This is a genomic window from Lysinibacillus cavernae (assembly GCF_009724685.1).
GTDB lineage: Bacteria > Bacillota > Bacilli > Bacillales_A > Planococcaceae > Lysinibacillus > Lysinibacillus cavernae.
In genome coordinates this window covers 333,280-355,778 of record NZ_WMEF01000002.1, presented here as the reverse complement: position 1 = coordinate 355,778, position 22,499 = coordinate 333,280, and the positions used below count along the sequence as shown (strand labels likewise).

At 37.5% G+C, this 22,499-nt stretch carries 24 protein-coding genes; 7 read left to right on the top strand and 17 right to left on the bottom strand.

The genetic code is table 11. The features are described from left to right. Positions 1-55 precede the first annotated feature (55 nt). Positions 56-1,402: an MATE family efflux transporter gene (locus GJU32_RS06270; protein WP_155591080.1), complete on the top strand. Its 1,347-nt coding sequence runs from the start codon at positions 56-58 to the stop codon at positions 1,400-1,402. Positions 1,403-1,444: 42 nt separating this feature from the next. Here the strand turns inward: GJU32_RS06270 and GJU32_RS06265 are convergent, their stop codons facing one another. From GJU32_RS06265 to GJU32_RS06235, 7 genes are all read right to left on the bottom strand, one after another. Next, positions 1,445-2,521: a Ger(x)C family spore germination protein gene (locus GJU32_RS06265; RefSeq protein ID WP_155591079.1), complete on the bottom strand. Its 1,077-nt coding sequence runs from the start codon at positions 2,519-2,521 to the stop codon at positions 1,445-1,447. Next, a complete protein-coding gene (locus GJU32_RS06260) occupies positions 2,511-3,539 on the bottom strand; it encodes a GerAB/ArcD/ProY family transporter (protein WP_155591078.1) in 1,029 nt (342 codons plus the stop codon). Before GJU32_RS06260 ends, GJU32_RS06265 begins: the two co-directional genes overlap by 11 nt. After that, entirely contained in the window at positions 3,536-4,969 is a 1,434-nt protein-coding gene (locus tag GJU32_RS06255) for a spore germination protein (protein ID WP_155591077.1), read from the bottom strand. Before GJU32_RS06255 ends, GJU32_RS06260 begins: the two co-directional genes overlap by 4 nt. Before the next feature lie 256 nt (positions 4,970-5,225). Beyond that, a complete protein-coding gene (locus GJU32_RS06250; protein WP_155591076.1) occupies positions 5,226-5,915 on the bottom strand; it encodes a CAP domain-containing protein in 690 nt (229 codons plus the stop codon). A gap of 444 nt (positions 5,916-6,359) precedes the next feature. Further along, the gene (locus GJU32_RS06245; RefSeq protein ID WP_155591075.1) at positions 6,360-7,262 is read right to left on the bottom strand and encodes a CobW family GTP-binding protein; all 903 of its coding nucleotides are present in this window, start codon (positions 7,260-7,262) and stop codon (positions 6,360-6,362) included. 70 nt (positions 7,263-7,332) lie between these two features. Further along, entirely contained in the window at positions 7,333-8,847 is a 1,515-nt protein-coding gene (locus GJU32_RS06240) for a lmo1851 family serine protease (protein ID WP_155591074.1), read from the bottom strand. A gap of 333 nt (positions 8,848-9,180) precedes the next feature. Next, on the bottom strand, positions 9,181-9,948 hold the full coding sequence (locus GJU32_RS06235) for a GNAT family N-acetyltransferase (RefSeq protein ID WP_230874959.1): 768 nt from the start codon (positions 9,946-9,948) through the stop codon (positions 9,181-9,183). A 144-nt stretch (positions 9,949-10,092) separates the two neighbouring features. Between GJU32_RS06235 and GJU32_RS06230 the strand changes: the two genes are divergently transcribed. Continuing rightward, positions 10,093-10,368: a translation initiation factor 2 gene (locus GJU32_RS06230; protein ID WP_155591073.1), complete on the top strand. Its 276-nt coding sequence runs from the start codon at positions 10,093-10,095 to the stop codon at positions 10,366-10,368. 40 nt (positions 10,369-10,408) lie between these two features. On the opposite strand, the gene GJU32_RS06225 is transcribed toward GJU32_RS06230, so the two are convergent. Together GJU32_RS06225 and fabZ are read right to left on the bottom strand one after the other, a co-directional pair. After that, the gene (locus tag GJU32_RS06225; RefSeq protein WP_155591072.1) at positions 10,409-11,155 is read right to left on the bottom strand and encodes a polysaccharide deacetylase family protein; all 747 of its coding nucleotides are present in this window, start codon (positions 11,153-11,155) and stop codon (positions 10,409-10,411) included. 219 nt (positions 11,156-11,374) lie between these two features. Next, positions 11,375-11,800, bottom strand: coding sequence for a 3-hydroxyacyl-ACP dehydratase FabZ (fabZ, locus tag GJU32_RS06220; RefSeq protein ID WP_155591071.1), 426 nt, complete (start codon positions 11,798-11,800; stop codon positions 11,375-11,377). 249 nt (positions 11,801-12,049) lie between these two features. Here fabZ and GJU32_RS06215 point away from each other — a divergent pair, with 249 nt between their 5' ends. Then, a complete protein-coding gene (locus GJU32_RS06215) occupies positions 12,050-12,667 on the top strand; it encodes a LysE family translocator (protein ID WP_155591070.1) in 618 nt (205 codons plus the stop codon). 88 nt (positions 12,668-12,755) lie between these two features. Then, a complete protein-coding gene (locus tag GJU32_RS06210; protein WP_155591069.1) occupies positions 12,756-13,235 on the top strand; it encodes a DinB family protein in 480 nt (159 codons plus the stop codon). On the opposite strand, the gene GJU32_RS06205 is transcribed toward GJU32_RS06210, so the two are convergent. The 3 genes from GJU32_RS06205 to GJU32_RS23115 form a co-directional block, all read right to left on the bottom strand. After that, positions 13,232-13,666, bottom strand: a complete 435-nt coding sequence (locus tag GJU32_RS06205; protein ID WP_155591068.1) for a DUF7832 domain-containing protein — start codon at positions 13,664-13,666, stop codon at positions 13,232-13,234. The two genes, GJU32_RS06210 and GJU32_RS06205, sit on opposite strands and share 4 nt — an antisense overlap. Continuing rightward, positions 13,650-14,153, bottom strand: a complete 504-nt coding sequence (locus GJU32_RS06200) for a GNAT family N-acetyltransferase (protein ID WP_155591067.1) — start codon at positions 14,151-14,153, stop codon at positions 13,650-13,652. Before GJU32_RS06200 ends, GJU32_RS06205 begins: the two co-directional genes overlap by 17 nt. A 103-nt stretch (positions 14,154-14,256) precedes the next feature. Then, positions 14,257-14,409 (bottom strand): hypothetical protein, encoded by a 153-nt coding sequence (locus GJU32_RS23115; protein ID WP_196426613.1) that lies wholly within the window; start codon positions 14,407-14,409, stop codon positions 14,257-14,259. A 163-nt stretch (positions 14,410-14,572) separates the two neighbouring features. Here GJU32_RS23115 and GJU32_RS06195 point away from each other — a divergent pair, with 163 nt between their 5' ends. Beyond that, positions 14,573-15,418 carry a copper amine oxidase N-terminal domain-containing protein gene (locus GJU32_RS06195; RefSeq protein ID WP_155591066.1) on the top strand — a complete coding sequence of 282 codons (846 nt, stop codon included), beginning with the start codon at positions 14,573-14,575 and terminating at the stop codon, positions 15,416-15,418. A 94-nt stretch (positions 15,419-15,512) separates the two neighbouring features. Next, positions 15,513-15,686, top strand: a complete 174-nt coding sequence (locus tag GJU32_RS23110; protein WP_196426612.1) for a hypothetical protein — start codon at positions 15,513-15,515, stop codon at positions 15,684-15,686. A gap of 52 nt (positions 15,687-15,738) precedes the next feature. Here the strand turns inward: GJU32_RS23110 and GJU32_RS06190 are convergent, their stop codons facing one another. Next, entirely contained in the window at positions 15,739-16,122 is a 384-nt protein-coding gene (locus GJU32_RS06190; RefSeq protein ID WP_155591065.1) for a VOC family protein, read from the bottom strand. Positions 16,123-16,246: 124 nt separating this feature from the next. Beyond that, positions 16,247-16,717 (bottom strand): Lrp/AsnC family transcriptional regulator, encoded by a 471-nt coding sequence (locus GJU32_RS06185; RefSeq protein WP_155591064.1) that lies wholly within the window; start codon positions 16,715-16,717, stop codon positions 16,247-16,249. Positions 16,718-16,931: 214 nt separating this feature from the next. On the opposite strand from GJU32_RS06185, the gene GJU32_RS06180 reads away from it, so the two are divergent. Then, positions 16,932-17,798, top strand: coding sequence for a DMT family transporter (locus tag GJU32_RS06180; protein WP_196426632.1), 867 nt, complete (start codon positions 16,932-16,934; stop codon positions 17,796-17,798). 88 nt (positions 17,799-17,886) lie between these two features. Here the strand turns inward: GJU32_RS06180 and GJU32_RS06175 are convergent, their stop codons facing one another. The 3 genes from GJU32_RS06175 to GJU32_RS06165 all read right to left on the bottom strand — a co-directional run bounded on the left by GJU32_RS06175 (position 17,887) and on the right by GJU32_RS06165 (position 22,495). Beyond that, positions 17,887-20,958: a hybrid sensor histidine kinase/response regulator gene (locus tag GJU32_RS06175; protein WP_155591062.1), complete on the bottom strand. Its 3,072-nt coding sequence runs from the start codon at positions 20,956-20,958 to the stop codon at positions 17,887-17,889. A 316-nt stretch (positions 20,959-21,274) separates the two neighbouring features. After that, complete coding sequence (locus tag GJU32_RS06170) at positions 21,275-21,613, bottom strand: hypothetical protein (protein ID WP_155591061.1); 339 nt, start codon at positions 21,611-21,613, stop codon at positions 21,275-21,277. A gap of 270 nt (positions 21,614-21,883) precedes the next feature. Further along, positions 21,884-22,495 (bottom strand): histidine phosphatase family protein, encoded by a 612-nt coding sequence (locus tag GJU32_RS06165; RefSeq protein WP_155591060.1) that lies wholly within the window; start codon positions 22,493-22,495, stop codon positions 21,884-21,886. Positions 22,496-22,499 lie beyond the last annotated feature (4 nt).

Genomic DNA, 22,499 nt, shown 5'->3' with positions numbered 1-22,499 from the left:
TCTCTCTTTACATATGCTATACTTGTTCATTATGTTCATGAAGGAAGTATAATACATGTATCAAACATCCACAATCAAAGAAAAATACGCACTACTTTTAACAATGATTGTCCCTATTTTAGTGACACAAGTAGCCATTTATCTCATTTCATTTTTTGATATTTTAATGTCTAGTCGCTATGGGACCACTGATTTAGCCGGTGTATCGATAGGTTCCTCCATTTGGATGCCGATTTATACAGGGCTGTCAGGTATTCTCCTTGCCATTACACCTATTGTCTCACAGCTTGTCGGAGCAAAAAAAGAGATGGATGCGAAAAAGGCTGTCCAACAAGGTATTTATGTAGCGTTTTTGCTTGCTGTCATTATTTTCACAGGACTCTTCTTTGGCATCGATTGGATACTTAGCAATATGAACTTAGAACCTGCTGTACATAACATTGCGAAAGGCTACATTTATGCGATGTGTGCTGGGCTTTTACCGCTATTCTTATTCTTTGTCATGCGTTGTTTTATTGATGCACTTGGTCAAACACGTGTCACAATGATCATTACATTAATGACGACTCCGATTAATATCGTACTAAACTACATATTTATTTTCGGCAAATTCGGCGTACCTGAACTTGGTGGGATCGGGGCTGGTGTAGCCACTGCGATTACGTATTGGCTAATTTTCGTGATTACTGTCTGGATTATCGCCAAACGTGTACCGTTCGAACGTTTCCGTCTGTTTCATCATTGGCCCAAGCTTGAATGGCTTAGATGGAAGGAAATTTTACTCATTGGTGTACCGATTGGCATTTCCTTATTTGCAGAAACGAGTATTTTTTCCGCTGTCACAATGATGATGAGTAATTTTAGCACAGAAATTATTGCAGCCCATCAGATTGCATTAAATTTCACCTCTCTGTTATATATGGTACCGCTTAGTATTTCCATGGGCGTTACCATATTAGTAGGTTTTGAGGTTGGTGCTGGTCGTATGCGAGATGCCCGAATTTATAGTTATCTATGTGTAGGAACAGCCATTTTATTTAGCTTTATTTCTGCTTGCATCTTATTTATTTTCCGTGAGCCTGTTGCACATATGTATACAACGGATAGCCTGGTGCTCGAAAATGCCGTACAGTTTTTAGTCTATGCAGCCATTTTCCAGCTATCTGATGCGATCCAAGCACCTGTACAAGGGGCATTAAGGGGCTATAAAGATGTGATGATAACATTTATAATGGCGATTATTTCTTACTGGGTGATTGGATTACCAGTTGGCTATGCCCTTGCTACGTATACCGATGTTGGCCCGTTTGGCTATTGGATTGGACTGGTTGCAGGCTTGACAATGGGCGCAATTACCCTACTGATTCGCCTGCTTATAGTGCAAAAAAGAGTAACCATCTAACGACATAAAATCGCCTTTCTCTATCTTGAGAAGGCGATTTTTTTAACGTAAAACACCAGTACGAATAATTTTCACTTGAACCGTCGGCACTAGCTGCAATGAGGCATATTCAGCATGCCAATCCTCCTTGAACATTTTTGGATGAAAGGCACGAATATGACGACCAATTCCCAATGTATCAGACTTCTGATTTTGAAGAATGCGTAAAACTTCCTCAAATTCAGCTTGCACATGATCTTGAATCATTTGTTGAACATCCTTAAGAATGGGCTCTTTATATAAATGGTTTTTGGCAAATTCCTCGATTTCTACCTCGATGCTATAATCCATAGTGATTCGCCGTAATTCCTCATTAACCGTCCACTTCCGCTTCACATGGATGACATCCGCCGTAATCGGAATATCTTTTCCGTCGTTCCGCCACATATAGCTCATTCGTGCTTGTTTACTAGATTGATTCATTAATAACAGCATGATTAAGGACTGCTTAGGCGTTAATACTGTTCCAGTAAAGGTTTGACCCGAAAACAAGGCTAAACCAGCCGCAACAGCATGTTTACTATCCTCACTTAGCTGAATATACGGAAGAGCAATATCCATTGTCTGTTCGAATAACATCGAGCCAATCGTCTGTAAATCCAATTTGGGGAAATAGGTATTTTCCTCCGTACTTTCAATAAAGCGTTCATAATAGCCTCCTGCACTCCCCGCTAGATCCTTTGTTAGGTCAATAAACGGTTTGACATCCCCTTCTGTTATTGCAATTTTGATGGAAATGGGGTTTTGCGGATCACGAAAATATATATCCAAAATATCATAAATTGGCTCTCTCACCGTTTGATCCGAGACAAGAATGGTTGATAGCTCTGATAAATCAAGTGTCTGTTCGACTTTCAAATTGGCCTTAGTGCGCACATCTCTAGGTGAAATTCCATCCGCTTCGATCACTTCATTTTGTTGAGCCGTTGTATTCGGATAGGCATAATACCCTTTGTACTCCCCAATATGCCCTTCCACACCAACGAGCGTCACAACGGAAGAGTTTTTATAAAGACGTTCATCCCAACAGCTGGCTAGAAGAAATACAGACAAGATGATGATAATCCCTTTACGATACACTTTTCCCCCTCCATTTATTCCAACAGATAATGACAAGCGGTAACAGAAAAGTAAAAACGAATAATACGTAGTGTAAAGAATTTTTGACAAGCTCAATGCGTTGAAATTGCATAACAAATAGCGGAAGGATGGCTAATAAAAGATGATAGATGAATATACTCCATTTCGGATGCTTCCTCTTTTTTGACAAATAAAGCACTCGAAAGGATAGTCCGAAAATCATGACAGTGACAATGGACCAAGATAGCCAAATATAGACGAAAAATATATCAAGCCGCTTCACAAATGTCACTTCTTGAGATTTTAAAATATACGTAATTGGCTCTGGTATTAGTTTGATTTCCTCCAAAGCAAAGAACATTTGCGTAAAAAGAACAGAAATAAAATAAAACATAAAAATGACCAGTTGATAGAGCAATAGAGGTTTGCCTTTTACTTGTAAATCCTGTTTTAGAAATGGTCTATAAATTAGGTACATTTCAATGCCAAAATAAGCATAGGTGCTGTGAATCAATCCCTCCATGATTTGTTTCGTATTGTTCCATTCTATTGGGAAAAGGTTACTCCATGTTAAATCTGGGACGGCCAACATTAAAAAAATGACAAAGAGTAAAATGATTGGTATGAGCATCACACCGATATTGATGACTGTTTCTGGTCTTACTAAGTTGGCATACAGAGATAATGCCACAATCATGACAACGACAACCCATTCAGGTGTTTGTGGTAGTACCCACGATGCCAAAACATACCCCATGTACGCAATCAATGCAGCCGTCAATAACAACCAATAGATTTGATAGACCCAGCGAAAAAAAACATTTAAATAGAAGTACCGATAATAACGTTCAAACAATAGCAACAGGCCATAATGTATGACACTCGCTACAATAAAAATAAGCCAAGCACTATTTTGGCTGTTAATAATTAACGGTGTTTGAAAGGCGATGTACACAACACCTGTCTGAATAATAAATAATAGTAAAAAAAATTGCGCCTTCGATAGTGAAACATTCATGGTGTATCCTCATTTTTTGCATGTTCATCTTTAGGTAGTTGAAAGGAAGTGACCTGAACTGTTGGTTTTATAAATGGCCAACGTAAAAAAATTTTATAAACCGCTTTAGGTTGAAAAGGTATGATGGGTGAAAAATACGGCTGTTTTAATGACGTTAAACTGATAAGATGAATGAGTAAAATAATAACCCCCACAACAATCCCTAAAAAACCAAATAAAGAGGCAAGTACCATAAAAGGAAAACGTAGCATGCGGATGGTACTATTCAATTCGACGGATGGGACGACATAGCTTGAAATAGCTGTTAAGGCAACAACAATCACCATTAGATTCGATACTAATCCCGCACTAACAATAGCATCCCCTATGACTAATCCTCCTACGATTCCAATTGTCTGCCCTACCGATTGCGGCAAACGAATACTTGATTCTCGAATGAGCTCCATTATAATTTCAAGAATAAGGGCTTCAATAAGTGGACGATAGGGAATATTATTGACATCATTTTTCACTTGATTACTTAATTCCAAAGGCAGTACCTCAAAGTGAAAGCTAATTACAGCAATATAAAAAGCTGGTAAAAAAACAGCCGTTATAAACGACAGTAAACGAACAATTTTGTAAAAGGAACCGACTACAACCCGCCCATTATAATCATCTGGTGTTTGATAGAAGGAGAAAAACGTAACTGGTCCAATCAAGGCAGAAGGTGAAATATTTGTCATGACCACGACTTTGCCCTCCACTAAATTGGCTACCACTCGATCAGGATGCTCTGTATTTAATAATTGTGGAAATGGGGATAGTACGGAATCCTCTAACGCATCACTTAATTGACCAATACTATAAAAATAGTCGATATTTATAGCCGCAATCCGTTTTTCCATCTCTTGCAAAGTCTCCTGCTGAATCACCCCATCCATGTAGAGATAATAAGCTTTTGTTTTGGTTTGTTGGCCAATTAAAAAAGATTTCACAACAAGCGCGGGATTGTTCACCCGCTTTCGTATCAACGCTAAATTGGTGTCCGCCCTTTCAATGAGGCCTTCATGTGAGCCACGAAGAATATGTTCATTCATTGGCTCTTCGAGATTACGACGTACTTCATTGACAATGGTCAGCGTCAGCATTTTCCTAGTTTCAGGCAGAATCACGACGGTTTCCCCCTGACATACTCGCTCAATCGCTTGGGGCAAAGCTAAATTTTCTAGTGTCGTAATTAATGTTTCACTCCAAAAAGGTTTATCTGTATCTAAACGTGCATAAATCGTATCTAATACTTTTTGTACTTCCTTAGCATCAACAAGAGAAGCGTAAAAGCATAAAATAGCCGTGTTTCCTTCATGCCAATCTACCTGTCTGACTGTCAAATCAGATGAATGGTAGAATGCTTTTTGCAGGCTTTTCATCATATATTCCACTTTATCCATAAAACGCCTCCTCTATTGGAGAGTATAAGCATTTTTGAATGATTTCAAACGCCACCACTGAAGGATTCAAAGACATGAAAAAAGATGCCCTTAAGGAAAAAAACAGGCATCTTGGTGAGGGTTATTTTTTAATTAGCTTCGATATCCTCATACATCGCAAATGGACTACTAACGCCTCTTTTCCCAATCTGTTCAATAAAAAAAGATGCCCTATCAGTCTTTTAAAACTGATAGGGCATCTTCTGTTCAAACCATATTATTTTTGAATAAATTGTTGAGTCCAGTAGTTACCTGATTTCACGTAACCCACACCGATATGCGTAAATTTACCGTTTAAAATGTTCGCACGGTGACCTGGTGAATCCATCCACGCTTGTACTACTTCTTGTGGTGAACGTTGACCTTTGGCAATGTTTTCTCCTGCACCTTTATACGTGATGCCTAAAGCTTTCATACGATCAAATGGTGAACCGAATGTTGGGCTTGTATGTGAGAAATAGTTGTTAGTTTGCATATCTTGTGATTTTTCACGCGCTGCAGCCATTAATTTCGCATCTGTTTGTAGCGGTGATAAACCAGCTTTTGTTCGCTCAGCGTTTGTTAATTTCACTACCTCTTGTTCAAATGCGTTTACATCTGAAGTTGTTGTTGATGGTGTAGATGTAGATGGTTTTGTTGCTGGCTTTTGATTTTGTGATGGTTGATTAGTATTTGGTTTTGTTTGTGTATTATTATTTGTTGTAGGCGTCTCTTTAGATGGTGTAGATGCCTGTGGGAATTTAATATTCCATTGATGGTTGTTGTTTGACCATTTATAATAATAAACTTTACAGTTCGTTGATTGCTGTACTGAATTCCCTTCTGTTGTATTGGAAGCAGCGGAAGCTATTTGAATTGGAGCTGCTAAAAGAAATGTTGCACAAATTGCAGTTAGTGTTTTTTTCATGTTTGCAATTCCTCCTTCTATGCCACTTATCGTAAAGGACAATTTTCCTTAAAATTTTACCAACATCTTCTAACTACCCCAACGAAGAAAGAAATCCGCGGAAAACCGCGTTTTTTTCGCACTATTTTTTACTAAGTTTCTCCAATCTATGAAATACTTACGTTTGAAAGAGGGTTGACACCCCTCCTAAACTAGCAAATAGTTTCGTAATTATGGACCTAAAATGAATAAAAATTGTATGTTTTATTCATTAGATTCACATGCTATTTTCTTTCCTTCGATTACTGGCTAGGCCAAGAGATACCTAGTGTCGTGTGATTATTGCGTTTTCAATATTACAGTTATGTTACAAGGGCGTTACAATTCATTTACATAAAAATAAAAAAACCTGCGTAAATCTCCACACTGTCTAGATGTGCAAAAATTCGCAGGTTTACATTTTATTCATTCTATCCCAATGACAGGTAAAGAACTTACATTTTCACCGATGATGACAAGCTTAGCTGGCATTTTAATAAATTCAGGTAGCCATTGCACCATTCCATATGCATATTGGAACAGCATGGGATTTTTTACACCCTCTATCGGCACATAGCCTTTCATACGATAGACGGTTTCAGGCAATGTGCGAACCCAATCTTCAAACTGCTCCTGTGTAAATGCCATATCCGTGAATGCTACTAAGCGTGAGCCAAGTTGCATAGAGGCTATAGGTGCTTTGACTATGTCTGCCTTATCTACTTGTGCTGTTGCCTTTAAATCCTCTAATAAGCTTAGCGGTACTCGCCCATTTGTTGTTTGCAATATAAAAGCATGTGGGTTTAAGCCTTGGAGTTCATAGACCACTTGCCCTTGCTCCGCCTCTGTTAATAAATCTGTTTTATTTGCTAGTAATAAGTGCGCATGGCGGATTTGCTCCATAAATAAAGAGCGTATTTGTGGTGTTAACGTATCACGGTGGAGCCAGAGCTTTGAATCTGCCACGGTTACAATACCTTTGATATTTAGCTTATCGGCAAAAAGTGGAGAATAAACAGCATCCAAAGCTTCTACAGGATGTGCAGCACCTGTTGTTTCTATAATTAGCACATCAAAATCACTATCTAATAGAAGAGATTGAATTTGCGCCTCTGTTTTTTCAGCACCTGAACAGCAAATACAACCCTCTAGCATCTCCTTAAGAGGAATGTCTTTCTCCACTGCTTGTGAGTCAAATGGCAGTTTGCCAAGCTCATTCATAATGACTGCAGGTTTTAAATTCTTTTCTTTTAGTTGGCGAATGACATCTGTGAGCATCGATGTTTTGCCACTCCCTAAAAAGCCACTAAATAGGTAAACATCCTTCATTTTCGTTTTCCTCCCATAATAAAAGCTGTCGCAGATGCCGTGAAAGACGACTGCTGCGACAGCTACACTGTTAGTTTGTTGATTGCTCTGTTTTTTCAGCTGTCCCTAAAAGGACCTCTTTCGCTTTTAATAACTGAGGATCATCCGCTTTCATTTTTGCACGTAAAGCATCCATTAATGCGTACGTTGTATTGCCTGTTAAAATACCTGTCTCTTCAAGATTATTCGCTGCTTGTAGTTTTTCTACAGCACGCTCTGTATTTTCATCAAAAATACCGTCAATTTCACCAGGCTCATACCCTAGTACTTGGAGCATTTCCTCTGCTGCTTTCACAGAGTCAGATTGTAAGCCTGCCTTCATTTCTAATGAGGCATTTAAATATGGTAAAGAGGCATACGATGGATAAGCAACTTTGACATCAGGCTCAATACCTTTTTCATTTATCCAGTTGCCATTCGGCGTTAACCATTTACCTGTTGTAAATTTCAGATTAGAGCCATCTTTTAATGGTGTCACATTTTGGACAGTTCCTTTACCGAATGATGTTTCACCTATAACTTTGGCACCTACAGATTCTTTTAATGCACCTGCTAAAATTTCAGAGGCAGAAGCACTACCACTATCGACAAGCACTGTAATCGGTAGGTTATATTTTTTACCTGCAATGGCATTTGTAATTTCTGGCTCTTTTTCTTTTTCTTGTACCTGAACAATCGCTTTACCTTCTGGCACAAATAAATTAGAAATATCTACTGCAGCCGTTAAGTAGCCACCAGGATTTTGACGTAAATCTAAAACAATGCCCTTCATTCCTTTACCTTCGTACTCAGCAAGGATTTTTTCAAGCTCTTGCGTCGTTTGTTCACTAAACGATGTAATTTGAATATGGGCGATATTGCCATCAAGCATCTCGCCATAAACAGTTTCCACTGGGATATCATCACGAACAATCGTCATTTGAATAGGCTCCGTGTTTTCTCCACGTTTCACCGTTAACTTCACTGGTGTTCCTTTTTCCCCACGAATAAGCGCGACCGCTTCCGTTGCACTTAAGCCTTGAATGCTTTTCCCATCAACCGTTAAGATGATATCTTTTGGTAATAAGCCTGCCTTTTCAGCAGGAGAATTTTTGATAGGTGACACAACTGTAATATAGCCATTACGTTCTTGGATTTCTGCACCAATTCCTTGGAAACTAGAAGATAAGCCAGAATTAAATTGATCTGCTTCTTCCTTCACCATAAAATCAGAGTACGGATCTCCTAAAGCATCGAACATCCCATTAATGGCACCATCGACTACTTTTTCATCATCAATATCTTGGTAATAGTTATTTTTCAGTAAATCAAATGCTTCATATAATTTTGTAAATTCCGCACGTTCAATCGGAACTTTCACTTCCACTACCTTCTTATCACCAAATGTTAACGCAAAAATCGTTAAACCAGCCGTAATAAGAATTGTAAAGAACATTAGCATGATAAATTTAAACGGTTTCAGTTGTATAAATTGCCCTGCCGGCTTTATTTCAGTTGTATTCGGTTCTTGCTGCTGTTCTGTACTTTCTTTTTTCTGTTCATCCATCTTGATTGTCACCACTCTCATATACACTAACTAACTTGTTGTCACACTACTACCATCTTAACAGGTTATATAGAAGACGAAAAGAAAAAGACTGTCCAAATTTCATGACAGACATTGTCCTATCATGCTTCATCCTATCTAGCATCTTAGCACCTATTCACCTATCCTATTCTCAGCCATAGACTGGTCATTGGTTGGGCTAAGTAAGGTAGATAATGGTACTGCCTTTTAATTTTACTCATTTCCTAGTCGCAGTCAACAAAAAACTCAAAGAATCATAGAAATGCTATAAGATTATAACGTACAAGTGACCAAAAAAGTTGCACGCAATTATCAACTATTCGTTAGTTTTTGAAGCCTTTTATAGACCGAATGAACGGTTAGGCGGTGGAAAGAAATCAGTTGTCCTTTATAAACGAATGAAAAAATGCCATATGGCGTCGGTGATTTTTCCATCAGCTCTTCTCTATTTTGAATGTCAATCACATCTACTGATATACCTAGTTTAGTAGCAGCCACTAGAATGTTCTCAGTCGCAACTTCCACATATGGACATTGAAAAGACCGTAAAATCGTTACGTTTTTAAAGTTCACCAATCGTTCTTGCCAATTTTCAGGAAAGTATGGTAAATCAACATCTTCACTAAATGGATAAACTAATAATTCAAAATCATATGGGGCCGTTGCAATGAGTTGAAATTGGTGATGTAAAAATAAATCCTTGCTTGGTGTCCAAGATGTTTTGTCATTCGTAATGACCACCACGCCTTTTTTACCACGCATTTTTGCATCCTCAAGACACTTAGCCAATAATCGTGTCCCATAGCCATTGCCTACAACACTTACCCATAGGCAATGAATAACAACATAGCCATCAGCATACACGACCCTTGAAGAGTATTCCGCGTCCGTATACTCAATAAAGCCTACTTGTTTATGGTTTTCGAGTAACTGTATGTATTGTAAGCCTTTTTCAAACTGTTGATTGAGCCATTTATTTTTGTTTTGATACCCCTCTGAATTCTTTTTGCTTCGTAGACAGTAACTGCCTATCCCCTCTAACAATTCACCATTCATTTCAACAAGCTCTACATGTGACAATGGCACTTCCCCCAATAAATGTTTGTTCTGTTAATTTTACCATTTCTCATAACGCAATCAAATAGCTCTATGAGAAACATTAATCCCCTTTTCACTTGTTCACGCATATGATGCAAGTAATGACAACTGTAAGGAGGAAGAAAAATGGGGAGAAATAATAAACCAAATCAAAGTAATGATTCCATAGAAATTTATGCGGCTAAGTTATCCTATATTGGCACAGCCATTTCAACACTAGGGGATGGCTTACAAACCATCGCAGCTGGTCTTGCCCTAGAAGCACTTGTAAATGCAAATAATGATTCTTCTCAAAATAATAATGGTGATGATATTCAAACGGTTAAAAAAATGGATCAAATGCAGAAGCAAATAGATTATTTGATTGCCGAACTAAAACACATTAGAAAAATGTTAAAATGACCTTTACATAAAGAGTAGTGTTGAAAGAAGGATTTCAACACTACTGTTTTTTTTCCATTTTTTTATTGGTCCTTTGTACTTCCATTAATTCAGAAACAGTCACAAACTGGTAGCCCTGTTTTTCAAGCTCAGGCAGAATTTGTTCAAGTGCCTTCACGGTTTGCGCTCGATTCCCTCCACCATCATGAAACAACACAATATTGCCTGCCTTCACACCTTTTAGTACCGTACTAACGATGCGAGAGACTCCAGGGTTCTTCCAATCAAGCGTATCCAAATGCCAGGACCACATGACCACTTTATAACCTTCTTTCGCTATCGCATCAATCATTGCATCAGTATATTGTCCTTCTACTGGGCGAAATAATGTTGGCTGATAGCCGGTAATACCTGCAATCACTTCATCTGTTTGTTGAATTTCTTTCATTAGCTTGGGTACATTTGTTTTAAATGGGTGTGTAAATGTATGATTAGCTAATTCATGCCCCTCTTCATACATTCTAGAAATCAGTTCAGGATTTTTTTCTGCATTTTGACCAACAATAAAAAAAGTGGCTTTGGCATGATGTTCTTCCAATACATCAAGAACATCTGCCGTATACGTACGATGTGGGCCATCATCGAAGGTCAATGCAATGATTTTTTCAGTTGTTTTGATTTCCCAAAGAATTTGCCCCGCTTCTTCATAATACTTTCTTCCTTTATTTTCAGAAGAACTCACTTTGACATAAAATAATGACACCGTGATCAAACAAAGTGGTAGTAAAAACAGTAAAAATTTTTTCACATTTTCACGTCCCCAAATAATTTTTCGTACTTTATTATTTGAGGTTTTCATAAAAAAATGCTTACGTTTCGCATTAATCCATTAAAATTGTTTTATATAATCTTGAATAAGTTATTTAAATGATGATGCACGGAGCGGCTAATGATTCATCAGGCGTGCTTTCCAGCACAAGTCATTTACGTATGGTGAAACTTCATAAATTCAGTGGCACTTAATTTTTTAATTGCCAAATGCAAAAACAAGGTCCGTTTCACACACGATTTCTCCATCCACCGTAGCAATGCCCCTACCTTTACCGATTGCGCCTTTTACACGTGTGATGTCAACCTCAAGACGTAGTTGGTCACCAGGCTTTACTTGCTTTTTAAAACGACAATGATCAATCCCCGCTAACAAACCCAATTTCCCTTCATTACCTTCCTTTGTCAGCATAATGACTGCACTGACTTGCGCCAACGCTTCAACAATAAGTACACCTGGCATCACAGGATATTGAGGAAAATGACCATTAAAGAACTCCTCATTGATGGTCACATTTTTCAGTCCTACTGCTCGCTTCCCTTCCTCTAATTCCATAATGCGATCCACTAAAAGAAATGGATAACGGTGTGGCAAAATTTCTTGTATTTGTTGGCTTGTTAACATGTTGATTCCTCCACTTCATTTTTATAAGCTTATTCTAACACTTAATATTAGTAGTTGGTATTAAAAAAAATACCAACACCCTCTAATCATCACAAAGAAAAGTAACTGTAGGTGATAATAAATTATTTTCAGAATATTTTTTCATTACTTTTTCAATATTTCTTTATCGACAGCCCTACAGTAGCTGGAATATAATATTTCATGCATTCACCCTAGAATGATTAGTTTATTAGAATAGGATGGTTTCGCATGTTATCTTTTATCGCAATAGTTCTTTTATTATTTTTAATTCCAGGCCCTGCTGTTATTATCACGATTACCCATACATTAAAAAGTGGTAAAAAGAACGGTATTTATACAGCTTTAGGCATTGGTCTAGGAGACTTAGTTCATACATTGGCAGCTGTTTTAGGTCTTTCAGCAATTTTAATGAAATCCGCCACAGCTTTTGAAGTAGTGAAATATATTGGTGTGGCATACCTTGTTTACTTAGGTGTTCAGATGCTTCTCACAAAGCCAAAGAAAATCGAACAACCAATTGTGGAACAAAGCCCTGCTAGTACTTCATTCCGCCAAGGCTTCTTAGCAGAAATTTTAAATCCGAAGACCGCATTATTTTTCCTTGCCTTCTTACCACAATTTGTACAGCACAACGAACAATCTGTCACAAGCCAATTACTAACACTTGGCATTACATTTGTCGTGATGAGTGCTTTGTATACAATCTTATTAGCTATTATTACGAGCTTCATTGGTGAAAAAATCTTTACCAAAACAAGTGGTAATTCACGTTGGCTTGAAAAAACTGTCGGCTTCGTCTATATCGGTCTCGGTGTCCGTTTAGCGTTACAGACACAAAGTAGATAAACTCAAGGAGAACACCAAATGGTGTTCTTCTTTTTTTGCAGGAAAATGAAACATTTTAGCCAATACATACTAGAAAGGAGGATTTAACATGAATCAAAGACAGGAAAATATATTTCAGCAGTTAGAGGCCTATCGTAGCGAGTTGCTCCAAGTACTAGAGCATGTATCGGAAGAAAGGGCGAACATAATCCCAATTGGTTTTTACAATAATATCCGCTGGAATATGGGGCATCTTTACCTCGATCAATATTTATGGATAGAAGCTTTAACGAAAGAAAAGCATGTGGAGTTAGATGCTTTCATGAAATGGTTTGGCTTCGGAACTTCGCCTAAGCATTTTGACGAAGAGACGCCAACATTTGAGGAATTAAAAAAATATTTGGCTCAGCAGCCAGCACAATTAAAGGAACACTATGGCCATCGATTAGTTGAAGATTTTACGCCTATAGAAATGGGCATGCAAACCATTGAACAAGTACTATTCCGCACCATATTCCATGAGGGTATGCATTTACAAGCCATTCTAACTATCCATCGTTTACTTAACGAAGCAGAAGACCAATCTTAAGCTGGGTCTTTTGCTTTCTTCCATTCCTGAAAACGCTGATCCATTTTCTCTTTTATTTTAAAATAGTTCTCCCATGTATCTTCTACATGATAAAATGAATCATATCCTGAAAGAACGTTGTCATAATCTTGCAAAAATAATCCCTGTTCGAAGTCAAAATATGATTGGGCAAATGCGTTCCCCTCATCGTTCAACATATCATCAGCCAAAACACCATCCCACGCTTGATAAAGTTGAGGACCAGTGACATGTCTTGTTTTAAATTTTTCAATTTCATCTAGAGCATCTTCCTCAAATTCTTCACTATACAATTGATGATCCACAATCCAGCCTAGAAACATTCCTGTATGAACATAGGCTTGTTCGAAAGCTATGCCATCAGGAAAATCACCTTCAATTTGATATTTTGCTTTATCATAGACTACCGTCATTCGTCCTCACTCCTGTCAATGATTTAATCATCTGAACATTCATTAACGTTATGCCTAGACGTTCAACGGTTTGTGTTTGTTTACATTGATATCCTTTACGCTCGAAAAATGGTCTCGCTGTTAGGCTAGCATCTGTGTAGATATGGGAAAGACCAAGCTTTTTTGCCTCTGCTTCTAGTAAATCAACTAAGGCTGACGCAATCCCCTGCCCCTGAAAATCCTTATGTACATAAAGTCGATCTAAATAACCATCAGTCGTTATATCACCAAAGCCTACAATTTGATGATGGATTCTAGCTACATAGGTTCTGTTGTTCTTTAAAGATTTCTGCCAAGCCGTTATTTTAAACGACTGCTCTTCTAGCGGTGCCCATGCATTCAATTGTTCCTGTGAATAATCTTTGGCATTTACACTATGTACGGTTTCATAAAACAACTGTAGAATTTCTGCCAGATCATCTTCCTGAAAGATTGTAAATTTTAGCATATACACCCCTCCTTCTTACGATCTAGTATACCAACGATAGGTTATTTATGTAAAATTACAGTAAGCTTATAGATACAAGCAATCTATAAGCTATCACTTTGTTTTACTGTTTCGGTGTATTGGCTGTTAGTGGATTAGCATTAGCAACTACTTGAACTGGTGTAGTCACTTCCTTCTGTGCTTGACTTGATTTCCCATAGCCTTTCATAGCAGCAAATAATGCCGCTCCAACAATGCCCCATGTTAAATACTTCATGCAAAAACCTCCTTTCTGCGTTAGTATTCGAGAACAACTATGGATTATACCCTGTAAAAAAGTAGATATTATTTTAAATAGTAAAATTTTCATTAATTACATAAGAATATTATGGTAAAATTCGTAGGTGGTAAGTGTTTTAACTAAAGGAGGTTTTATTACCATGAAAAAAATTCTCACGGGGATCATTATTACATCTATATTATTTGCGGCTTCCCCAGCTGATGCAGCGACAACTCAAATCAAAATTGACGATGTTGTGGTAAAATCTGATACTACGCTTGAGCAAAAAAACAATCGTACGATGGTGCCATTACGTGTAATCAGTGAAAATCTCGGTGCACAAGTTCATTGGAACAATTCACAAATTACACTTTCGATGAATCAAGCAACCGTTATTTTAAATGTAAATGACCAAACAGTCATTAAAAATGGCAAAAAAGAACAAGTGGATGTAAAACCATACATTAAGGACAATCGTACTTTTGTACCAATCCGCTTTATTGCCGAAACATTTGGCAGTCAGGTCGATTACAGGCAAGGTACAGTCAGTATCGCTACGGAACCATTGCTACTTGACAACGAGAAAATAAAGGCCCTTCGCTATGAATATCACATGACAATGGGTGGTGTGATTCAAAATATAAAGGGTAATGCATATCACAAAGCCATTTATAATATTTTCCAAGAACAAAAAGGTGACAAAGTAGAGGCTCCTAAAGACTATTTTTGGCACTTTAATTTAGAAACACCTGGGTCTTATTATAAGCTTGGACAATATGATTTTATGAGCCAAGACAATAACAGCGTCAAGCAGTTTGATATTTATACATTAAATCAACCTTTCCCAGAAGAACTATTAGAAGGCTATCATGAGTACCTTCTTCATGATTTTACCGAAAATACTTGGTATATCTTCACGGATAAGGAAGTAAAATCAATTCAACAACTTCTTGATAATGCCTTTAACAATGGCTTTAGCAAAGTTATTAGTAATACCGTAGCGTAGATAAAAATTTTTTTAGTGACCGTTAAGTTCAACATATTCTGTATGAAAATGTGCAAAATATTCATATCAACATTTTTTGATGGAGGTTTGCCACTTGCAGAAATTACTGTCATTAAGTATCGCGCTACTATTTTTCTTATCTGCCTGTTCGGCGGAAGAAGCTCCACCTAGCGAAGAAGCCGAAGCCAAAGAACAGACCGTAAATGCTCAGCCAAAAGAAAATCTACATGCTTTGCAACAATACCAAGGTTTGGCAATTGATGAATAACTAAAAAAGCGTGTTTTGATCAGATGGTATCAAAACACGCTTCTTGAATAAACTACTTTTGTATTATCTGAATAAGGTTTCCACATGTATCATCTAACACAGCTATTGTAACTTCTCCCGCTTTCGTCGGCTCAATCGTAAATCTCACACCTTCCTCCAGTAAACGCGAGTACTCTTTGTCAATATCGTCAACACCAAACATCGTTGCTGGAATCCCTTCAGTAAATATCTTCTTTTGATAGTCCTTTGCGGCAGGATGCTCATCTGGCTCAAGTAACAGTTCAGTACCTTCTTGATCTTCTGGAGATACAAGCGTTAGCCATCTAAATTTCCCTAAAGGAACATCCTCCTTTTTAACAAACCCCAGCTTTTCCGTATAAAACGCCAGTGCCTTCTCTTGATCTTGCACAAAAATACTGTTTACAATGATTTTCATTGTTTTTCCTCCTCTTTGTAGGTGTTACATTTGGCTCTTTGAAATTTAAATCTACCTATCCTTTCAGCAAATCTTTAAGTGGTTCGTTATTAGGATTTTAAATTTCCCCTTCACTTGCTGTTTTTCATATCGGTAGCACGGTAGAATACTTGATTTCCCGTAAAGATAAATTCGTTTGAATTCTAGAAATTCCTAACTTGTTTAATTTTCGGATAAATTGATCCAATTCTTTACGATCTCGAACCACGACCTTTAGCAGATAGTCATACGCACCTGTCAAACAATGACATTCTAATAGTTCTGTCATTGTTTTTAAACTGTTCTCCAATTCCTCTAATTCCTTCGCTTGATGAATATTGGTACTCATAAAAACATAGCACAGTAAATCAAAACCTAGTTTTTCCTGATTTAAAATAGCGACTTGTTGATCAATATATCCTTCATTTTCTAAACGTTTGACTCTTGTATGTGTTGCTGGCGGGGACAAGTTAACCCGTCTGGCCAATTCCGCATTACTGATTTGAACCTCTCGCTGTAAAATATCTAAAATTTGAAGATCCACACTATCGATTGCTTTATTTTTGATATCCTCCACTGATTTCTCCCCCTTTGATTATTTCTAATTAAGTGTATATTGAACACCTTTTCAGAAGATTATTCCGAAACAAACAAATAAACTTAATATTATTTCTAATTTATTTACTTTAACAAAATATTATACAGCCAAATTAACAATAATGCTATGATTCTTAGTATACATATCATCAAAAGGAGTGTTACGAACCTTGGTCAAATTTTATATAGGCTTAATGCTAATCACGAGCTTACTATGGGGTGGAAATTTCGTCGTGGCCAAGACGCTTGTTGCGCATGCCTCTCCTATGACATTAACCATGGTAAGATGGTTAATTGCAGTAATCATTCTTGTGCCATTGGTCTGGTGGAAAGAAAAAAAGATAGTTCCTGCAAAAGAGGCTCTTGTGCCTTTATTTATGATGGGTATTACAGGTGTGGCCTTATTTAATATTTTTCAATTTTTAGCGTTAGAACGTACAACATCAACAAATGCTGGACTTATTTCAACGATGAATACCATGTCGATTGCACTTTTTTCGTTTGCGTTTCTTAAAGAAAAAATAAATGGATTGCAACTTTTGGCGATGATGCTCTCATTTTTTGGTGTGGTCCTCGTCCTTTCCAAAGGAGATGTGCAACTGTTACTCGATTTCCAATTTAATACAGGGGATTTATGGATGGTAGCAGCCGTGTGTGTATGGGGACTTTACTCCGTTTGTAGTAAGTGGGCCATGAAAACAACCTCTCCGTTAATGACTACGTTATATGCAGGATTGTTTGGCATACTCACCCTTGTACCATTCACAAGTACGGATTTTACCTTCTCCAATATCAATTCGTCCTTCATACTCTCCCTTCTTTACACAGGGATTATCTCCACAGTAGTTTGTATGGTTTTTTGGAATATTGGGGTACAGAAATTAGGCGCGACAACCTCTGGTATTTTTCTAAACTTCAATCCTATTTTCACAGCCCTGCTTGCTTTTTTATTTATCGGAGAAAAGTTGTCTTGGCTACAAGGAATTGGAGGGCTGATTGTTATTCTAGGCTGTTATTTATTCACGCATTTTAAAACGAAATTGCCACAAGCTGCGCTATAAATCAATGACGTATTGGCGTCATTTCGTCCACAGGAGACTTCATCTCTCAAAACATTGCTAAATCAAGATAAAAGATGCACTACCTCTCTTAAAATTCTACGAGAGGCAATGCATCTAATTGATTAGTAGGTTTCTTTGCTAGCACAACAAATGAAACGGACGTTCCTTCGTGAAGCTTGCTTGTAAGGTGTAAGCCTTGACCGTAATGCTGTTGCAGCCTTATATGGGTATTTAATAAGCCGATACTTCTGGATGACCGTTTTTTCGGCTGTAGTAAATGCGCCACTTGTTCTTCATTCATGCCAACCCCATCATCCGATACTGTAATTTCGACATGGGTACCGCAATCGATTATACGGATCTGGACGGTTCCTCCCTCCGCACGCTTTAAGATGCCATGCTTTAATGCATTTTCAATCAAAGGTTGGATGGTTAGCGATGGAAGAAGTACATCATTCGCTACATCTATTTCCCAAATGACCTGAACACGTTCACCAAAACGTTCCTGCTGAATATAGAGATAGGCTTGAATTAACCTAAGTTCATTTTCTAATGGAACAAGGGCTTCGATATTTTGGAAATTGTAGGATTCTCTTAAAAAATCACTTAATGCCTCCACTAATTTACTTGTCCGTTCACTATCCAATTCACTCAACGTCAATATGGCATTTAATGTATTAAAAAGGAAATGAGGTTCTATTTGTGCTTGAAGCCAAGCTGCCTCCATTCGATGTCGTTCTTGGATGGATCTTTTCACCTTCGTTAATGCCTCTACGCGAGATCGTAACTCTAAGGCATCTACAGGCTTGATGACGTAATCATTGGCCCCAGCTAAGAATCCATTTTCTATATCATGAGGCTGACTATGTGCTGTCAGCATTAATACGGGTAAATCGGTCATAGAAAATTGCTTACGGATGATGCGTACTAATTCATAGCCAGACATTTTCGGCATCATTACATCTGAAATAACTAAATCCCACTCATGAGATCGTATATATTCAAGCGCCTGTAACCCACTTGTCACCGTTATGATGTCATATTTTTCGTTAGCTAAAATGGCTTCGATAACCCTCAAATTGATTGGCTCATCATCCACTACTAATATCCTTGGTTGATTCCACTCGTCTAGTACGTTGACCATATCTGGTTGGATAACAGGGCTTTCCTGCTTCTTTTTAGCCTGATACTCATTCACTACCTCTTGGACTTCCGCTTCGTCAGACAATGGCAATGTAAAGGTAAAGGTTGACCCTTGTCCGACTACAGATTGCACCTCTAATGTTCCACCATGTAATTCAATAAGTCTCTTACAAATAGAAAGACCTAATCCAAATCCACCTTCTACCATCGTTTTACTGACAGTACCTTGCTCATAAGGCTCAAATAGTCGTTGCATCGTTTCCTCATCTACGCCAATACCTGTATCCGCTATGACAATTTTAGCCATCCTATTATAGGTATTACCTGATATCGTAATAGAGCCTTCATTAGTAAATTTCACAGCATTATGCACTAAATTAAAGACAATTTGAATCACCCTATTTTCATCCGCAAGAACTTTCTTAAAGTCTGCCGGAATATGATGAACGAATTCAACAGGCTTGCCTTCAATCATAAAACGTAGCATATCGAATACAGCCGTAACAATCGTATGGATAGAAACAGTACTTAGTTGCAATTTTTGCGTATTATCCTTTAAGTTCATCACATCGAGTAAATCATTCAACAAAAGTGACATTCGTTGTCCTACAGACAGCACCGTTTCTAAATCACTGATACTTTTATGACGAAGTACATCGGCCTCACGCTCTAATACTGCTTTTGACATATTGATAATACTATGAAGTGGATTACGTAATTCATGGGAGGTGCTTGCCAGAAATTCATCCTTTAGTTTATCTGTTTTTTGCAATTTTTGTGCAAGCTCTTTTGTATCGGCATGCACTTTCGCATAATCTTTAAACCACAATGTGGCTAAACAAGCAATAGTGATAATCATATCAAATGGATAAGAAATCAGCTTGATCCCTGTAATCAATAGCATGACATCCCAAAGAATACTATTTACAAATGCCAGTATCGCTAAAAGAAGAAACACATGATGACGAATATTTTTTATGGTCCTCCCTAGCATCATAAACATGGTGATAACAATTGGGCCGGCTAAAATGACAATATAAATACCTTGCATTGTCACTAAATAACGTGTTGGTAGTATGATGGCCAATAATGATGCACACGCACAAACAAAGGCAAACCCCATTTTATACCGATTAAGTTGTCGTGGTAACCATGGATCGATACATTGTAGCAATGAGTAGCCAATACAAACCATCGAAAGATGAACCAATTTAAAACCCCAATCATAATTGATTGGAAACCAAAAAGAAAGAAGCTTATCATCACTCCCTAATAAATAATAAAACATAATACTAACTGTTAAGACTGCAAAGAACAGTAAACGTCTATCTTTATTTCCAACTAAGTAAAGAATGACAGAATAAATGCCATGTAAGATTAAAACAACGGCAACTAATAGCTGCATTGTGATTGACAATTGGGTCTCACGGTAGATAACATCTTCTTGTCCAAATTTAATAGATCGAACAATACCACCATTACGAGGGTCTTGAAAGTTAGCTACCTGGACAATAATGTCGATTTCGCTTTGACCTTTTGTTTCAAAAGAAGCTGTAAACGGAACATTTTTGGCAATCGTTTGCGCTCGAGTTTCTCCTAGCTCCCCTGCCTTTGCAATGAGACGATGATTCACATATATTTCTGCTGCGCTGCGAATACTTGGAACTCTCAAGCTAAAAGTTTTTGTTTCTTCTGGGTTAACGAGTATTTTCAAATGATAGGAGCCATAGCCGAATGGATCCTCTTGAAAAATTTTATCCCAGCCATCTGGAACCTGTATGTATGTAGCCGAATTTGATGGATAATTGTCCTCCATCAACCATTGAGATGGATAAAACGCCCATTCGCCATCAAGTGTCAATGCACTATGTTGAAAATGAACATCTCGTAAATCAATTTGACCTTTTATCGCATAGGGTTGATCTGGTTGCGTAAATAATTGAAGCCATAACATACGTGAGCTAGTTAATACTAGTAGAAAGAGGATAATGATGACCGCAATCTTTTTCTTTTTCATAAGCGACATCGTCAAAGGTTGTTGTGTTCAGTTGATTCCCACAATCTTCTTTGCCCTTTTCACCTCCTAGATCATGATTAAAGAGTCTTCATATTCTACCAAGAGGACCTCTACAAATTCTGAACAAATCAAAAAGATCAAGCAGCGACTCTTCTGACTTGATCTTTTTCTTATTTATCATGCTAATTGTAGACATAACTTTTCTATCATATGTTTCGCAAAAGTCACTACGTTGTCATTTCTTTAAAACTTTGCCAAGGTATATCAACAGCCTAGCAAATATCTGAACAAAATCTATACAGTTTATTGTCACATATTACATGTTTTGAGGAGGGATAATGCCTGTTACAAGTAATAGAAAGAACACTAAACCAACGAGGAAGAATAGGAGTGAAGCGAAAAATATCGGACCAAGCTTAACCTGGAACCGTTCTCGCTCATGAATGATACCTGTTTGCGCACTAACTTGGGATGCAAAAAGCCTCGACATGGCTCCGCCACTACTGGAAAAGTAGAAAGTCCCTAAAGTAAAAACAATACCTGTGAAAAACATAACTTCTATAAATCTTACCGTGAACATTTGGGCAATCCAATACGTGAGCAATATCTCCACAACAAGTGCAATGACCATAATTAAATAATGTTTTCTACGCATTCTTAAAGCCCCCTTCTTTTTTCTTTACTCCATCTCCGTATCAAAATGGAAAAAGCTTCATTTTTCAGAATAAAATGTACTTTCACTTCATATGCCATTTGCAAAGCATTTGTTATTGCTGTGTATCGTCGTTTAGTGTTCCCTAAACACAAAAAGACCAGGAAGCTCAAAAATATATTGAGTTCTGGTCTCTTTGTGAAAAGTGAAACTTACTAGTTGCTTTAGTTTTTGTATTCTACTATGACAGTAGTCGTATTAGCTCCAAAAAAGTTACAGGGTTTCGAAAGAATTTTGAAAAAAATTTAATTTTTCACCTTCTTGCGTTACTCTGTGTACCTTTTTAAGCTTTGTGCCTACAAAAAATAATTGATAGCTATCGGGTTTAGTCGTACTTTTCCAAAATTCATAACCATATCTTGCATCGAAATAATTCATTATGATGGTCATGATGTTACCATGTGTACCGACCACGATTGTCTTTCCTTGGTATTTTTCTAATAGATCCATTATTTCAGGAATGGCACGATTTTGAACATGCCTAACTGACTCTCCACCGTGCAAATGGAAATCAAAGTCTTCAAAAGATAGTTTAATTGCCTCTTCTCTTTCATCTGCTGGTAATTGATAAGCGCCTTTTAGCTGTCTTTCCCTCAATCCCTCAATGATTTTTATTTCAAGATTACGATAATCCGCCATGCCTTGTATAGTTTGTATTGCTCTCCAATATGGACTTGACACCATCACATCTATTTTAATTGAACGGAAAGCTTCTGTTAATGTTGTCGCGTCCTTTTTACCTTTTTCTGATAATCCTCTTGACCTCTCTTCTCCAAAAATAAATGGAGACGCTGCATGTCTTACTAACAAAATGGATGTTTCCATTTCA

Excerpts from the sequence above, each read along its gene's own strand:
- GJU32_RS06170 (WP_155591061.1), bottom strand. The coding sequence starts at position 21,613 with ATGCGTAGAAAACATTATTTAATTATGGTCATTGCACTTGTTGTGGAG.
- GJU32_RS06200 (WP_155591067.1), bottom strand. The coding sequence starts at position 14,153 with ATGCTAAAATTTACAATCTTTCAGGAAGATGATCTGGCAGAAATTCTA.
- GJU32_RS06180 (WP_196426632.1), top strand. The coding sequence starts at position 16,932 with ATGCTAATCACGAGCTTACTATGGGGTGGAAATTTCGTCGTGGCCAAG.
- GJU32_RS06210 (WP_155591069.1), top strand. The coding sequence starts at position 12,756 with ATGAATCAAAGACAGGAAAATATATTTCAGCAGTTAGAGGCCTATCGT.
- GJU32_RS06195 (WP_155591066.1), top strand. The coding sequence starts at position 14,573 with ATGAAAAAAATTCTCACGGGGATCATTATTACATCTATATTATTTGCG.
- GJU32_RS06245 (WP_155591075.1), bottom strand. The coding sequence starts at position 7,262 with ATGAAGGATGTTTACCTATTTAGTGGCTTTTTAGGGAGTGGCAAAACA.
- fabZ (WP_155591071.1), bottom strand. The coding sequence starts at position 11,800 with ATGTTAACAAGCCAACAAATACAAGAAATTTTGCCACACCGTTATCCA.
- GJU32_RS06255 (WP_155591077.1), bottom strand. The coding sequence starts at position 4,969 with ATGGATAAAGTGGAATATATGATGAAAAGCCTGCAAAAAGCATTCTAC.
- GJU32_RS06260 (WP_155591078.1), bottom strand. The coding sequence starts at position 3,539 with ATGAATGTTTCACTATCGAAGGCGCAATTTTTTTTACTATTATTTATT.
- GJU32_RS06250 (WP_155591076.1), bottom strand. The coding sequence starts at position 5,915 with ATGAAAAAAACACTAACTGCAATTTGTGCAACATTTCTTTTAGCAGCT.
- GJU32_RS06190 (WP_155591065.1), bottom strand. The coding sequence starts at position 16,122 with ATGAAAATCATTGTAAACAGTATTTTTGTGCAAGATCAAGAGAAGGCA.
- GJU32_RS06270 (WP_155591080.1), top strand. The coding sequence starts at position 56 with ATGTATCAAACATCCACAATCAAAGAAAAATACGCACTACTTTTAACA.
- GJU32_RS06240 (WP_155591074.1), bottom strand. The coding sequence starts at position 8,847 with ATGGATGAACAGAAAAAAGAAAGTACAGAACAGCAGCAAGAACCGAAT.
- GJU32_RS23115 (WP_196426613.1), bottom strand. The coding sequence starts at position 14,409 with ATGAAGTATTTAACATGGGGCATTGTTGGAGCGGCATTATTTGCTGCT.
- GJU32_RS06165 (WP_155591060.1), bottom strand. The coding sequence starts at position 22,495 with ATGGAAACATCCATTTTGTTAGTAAGACATGCAGCGTCTCCATTTATT.
- GJU32_RS06230 (WP_155591073.1), top strand. The coding sequence starts at position 10,093 with ATGGGGAGAAATAATAAACCAAATCAAAGTAATGATTCCATAGAAATT.
- GJU32_RS06175 (WP_155591062.1), bottom strand. The coding sequence starts at position 20,958 with ATGAAAAAGAAAAAGATTGCGGTCATCATTATCCTCTTTCTACTAGTA.
- GJU32_RS06205 (WP_155591068.1), bottom strand. The coding sequence starts at position 13,666 with ATGACGGTAGTCTATGATAAAGCAAAATATCAAATTGAAGGTGATTTT.
- GJU32_RS06215 (WP_155591070.1), top strand. The coding sequence starts at position 12,050 with ATGTTATCTTTTATCGCAATAGTTCTTTTATTATTTTTAATTCCAGGC.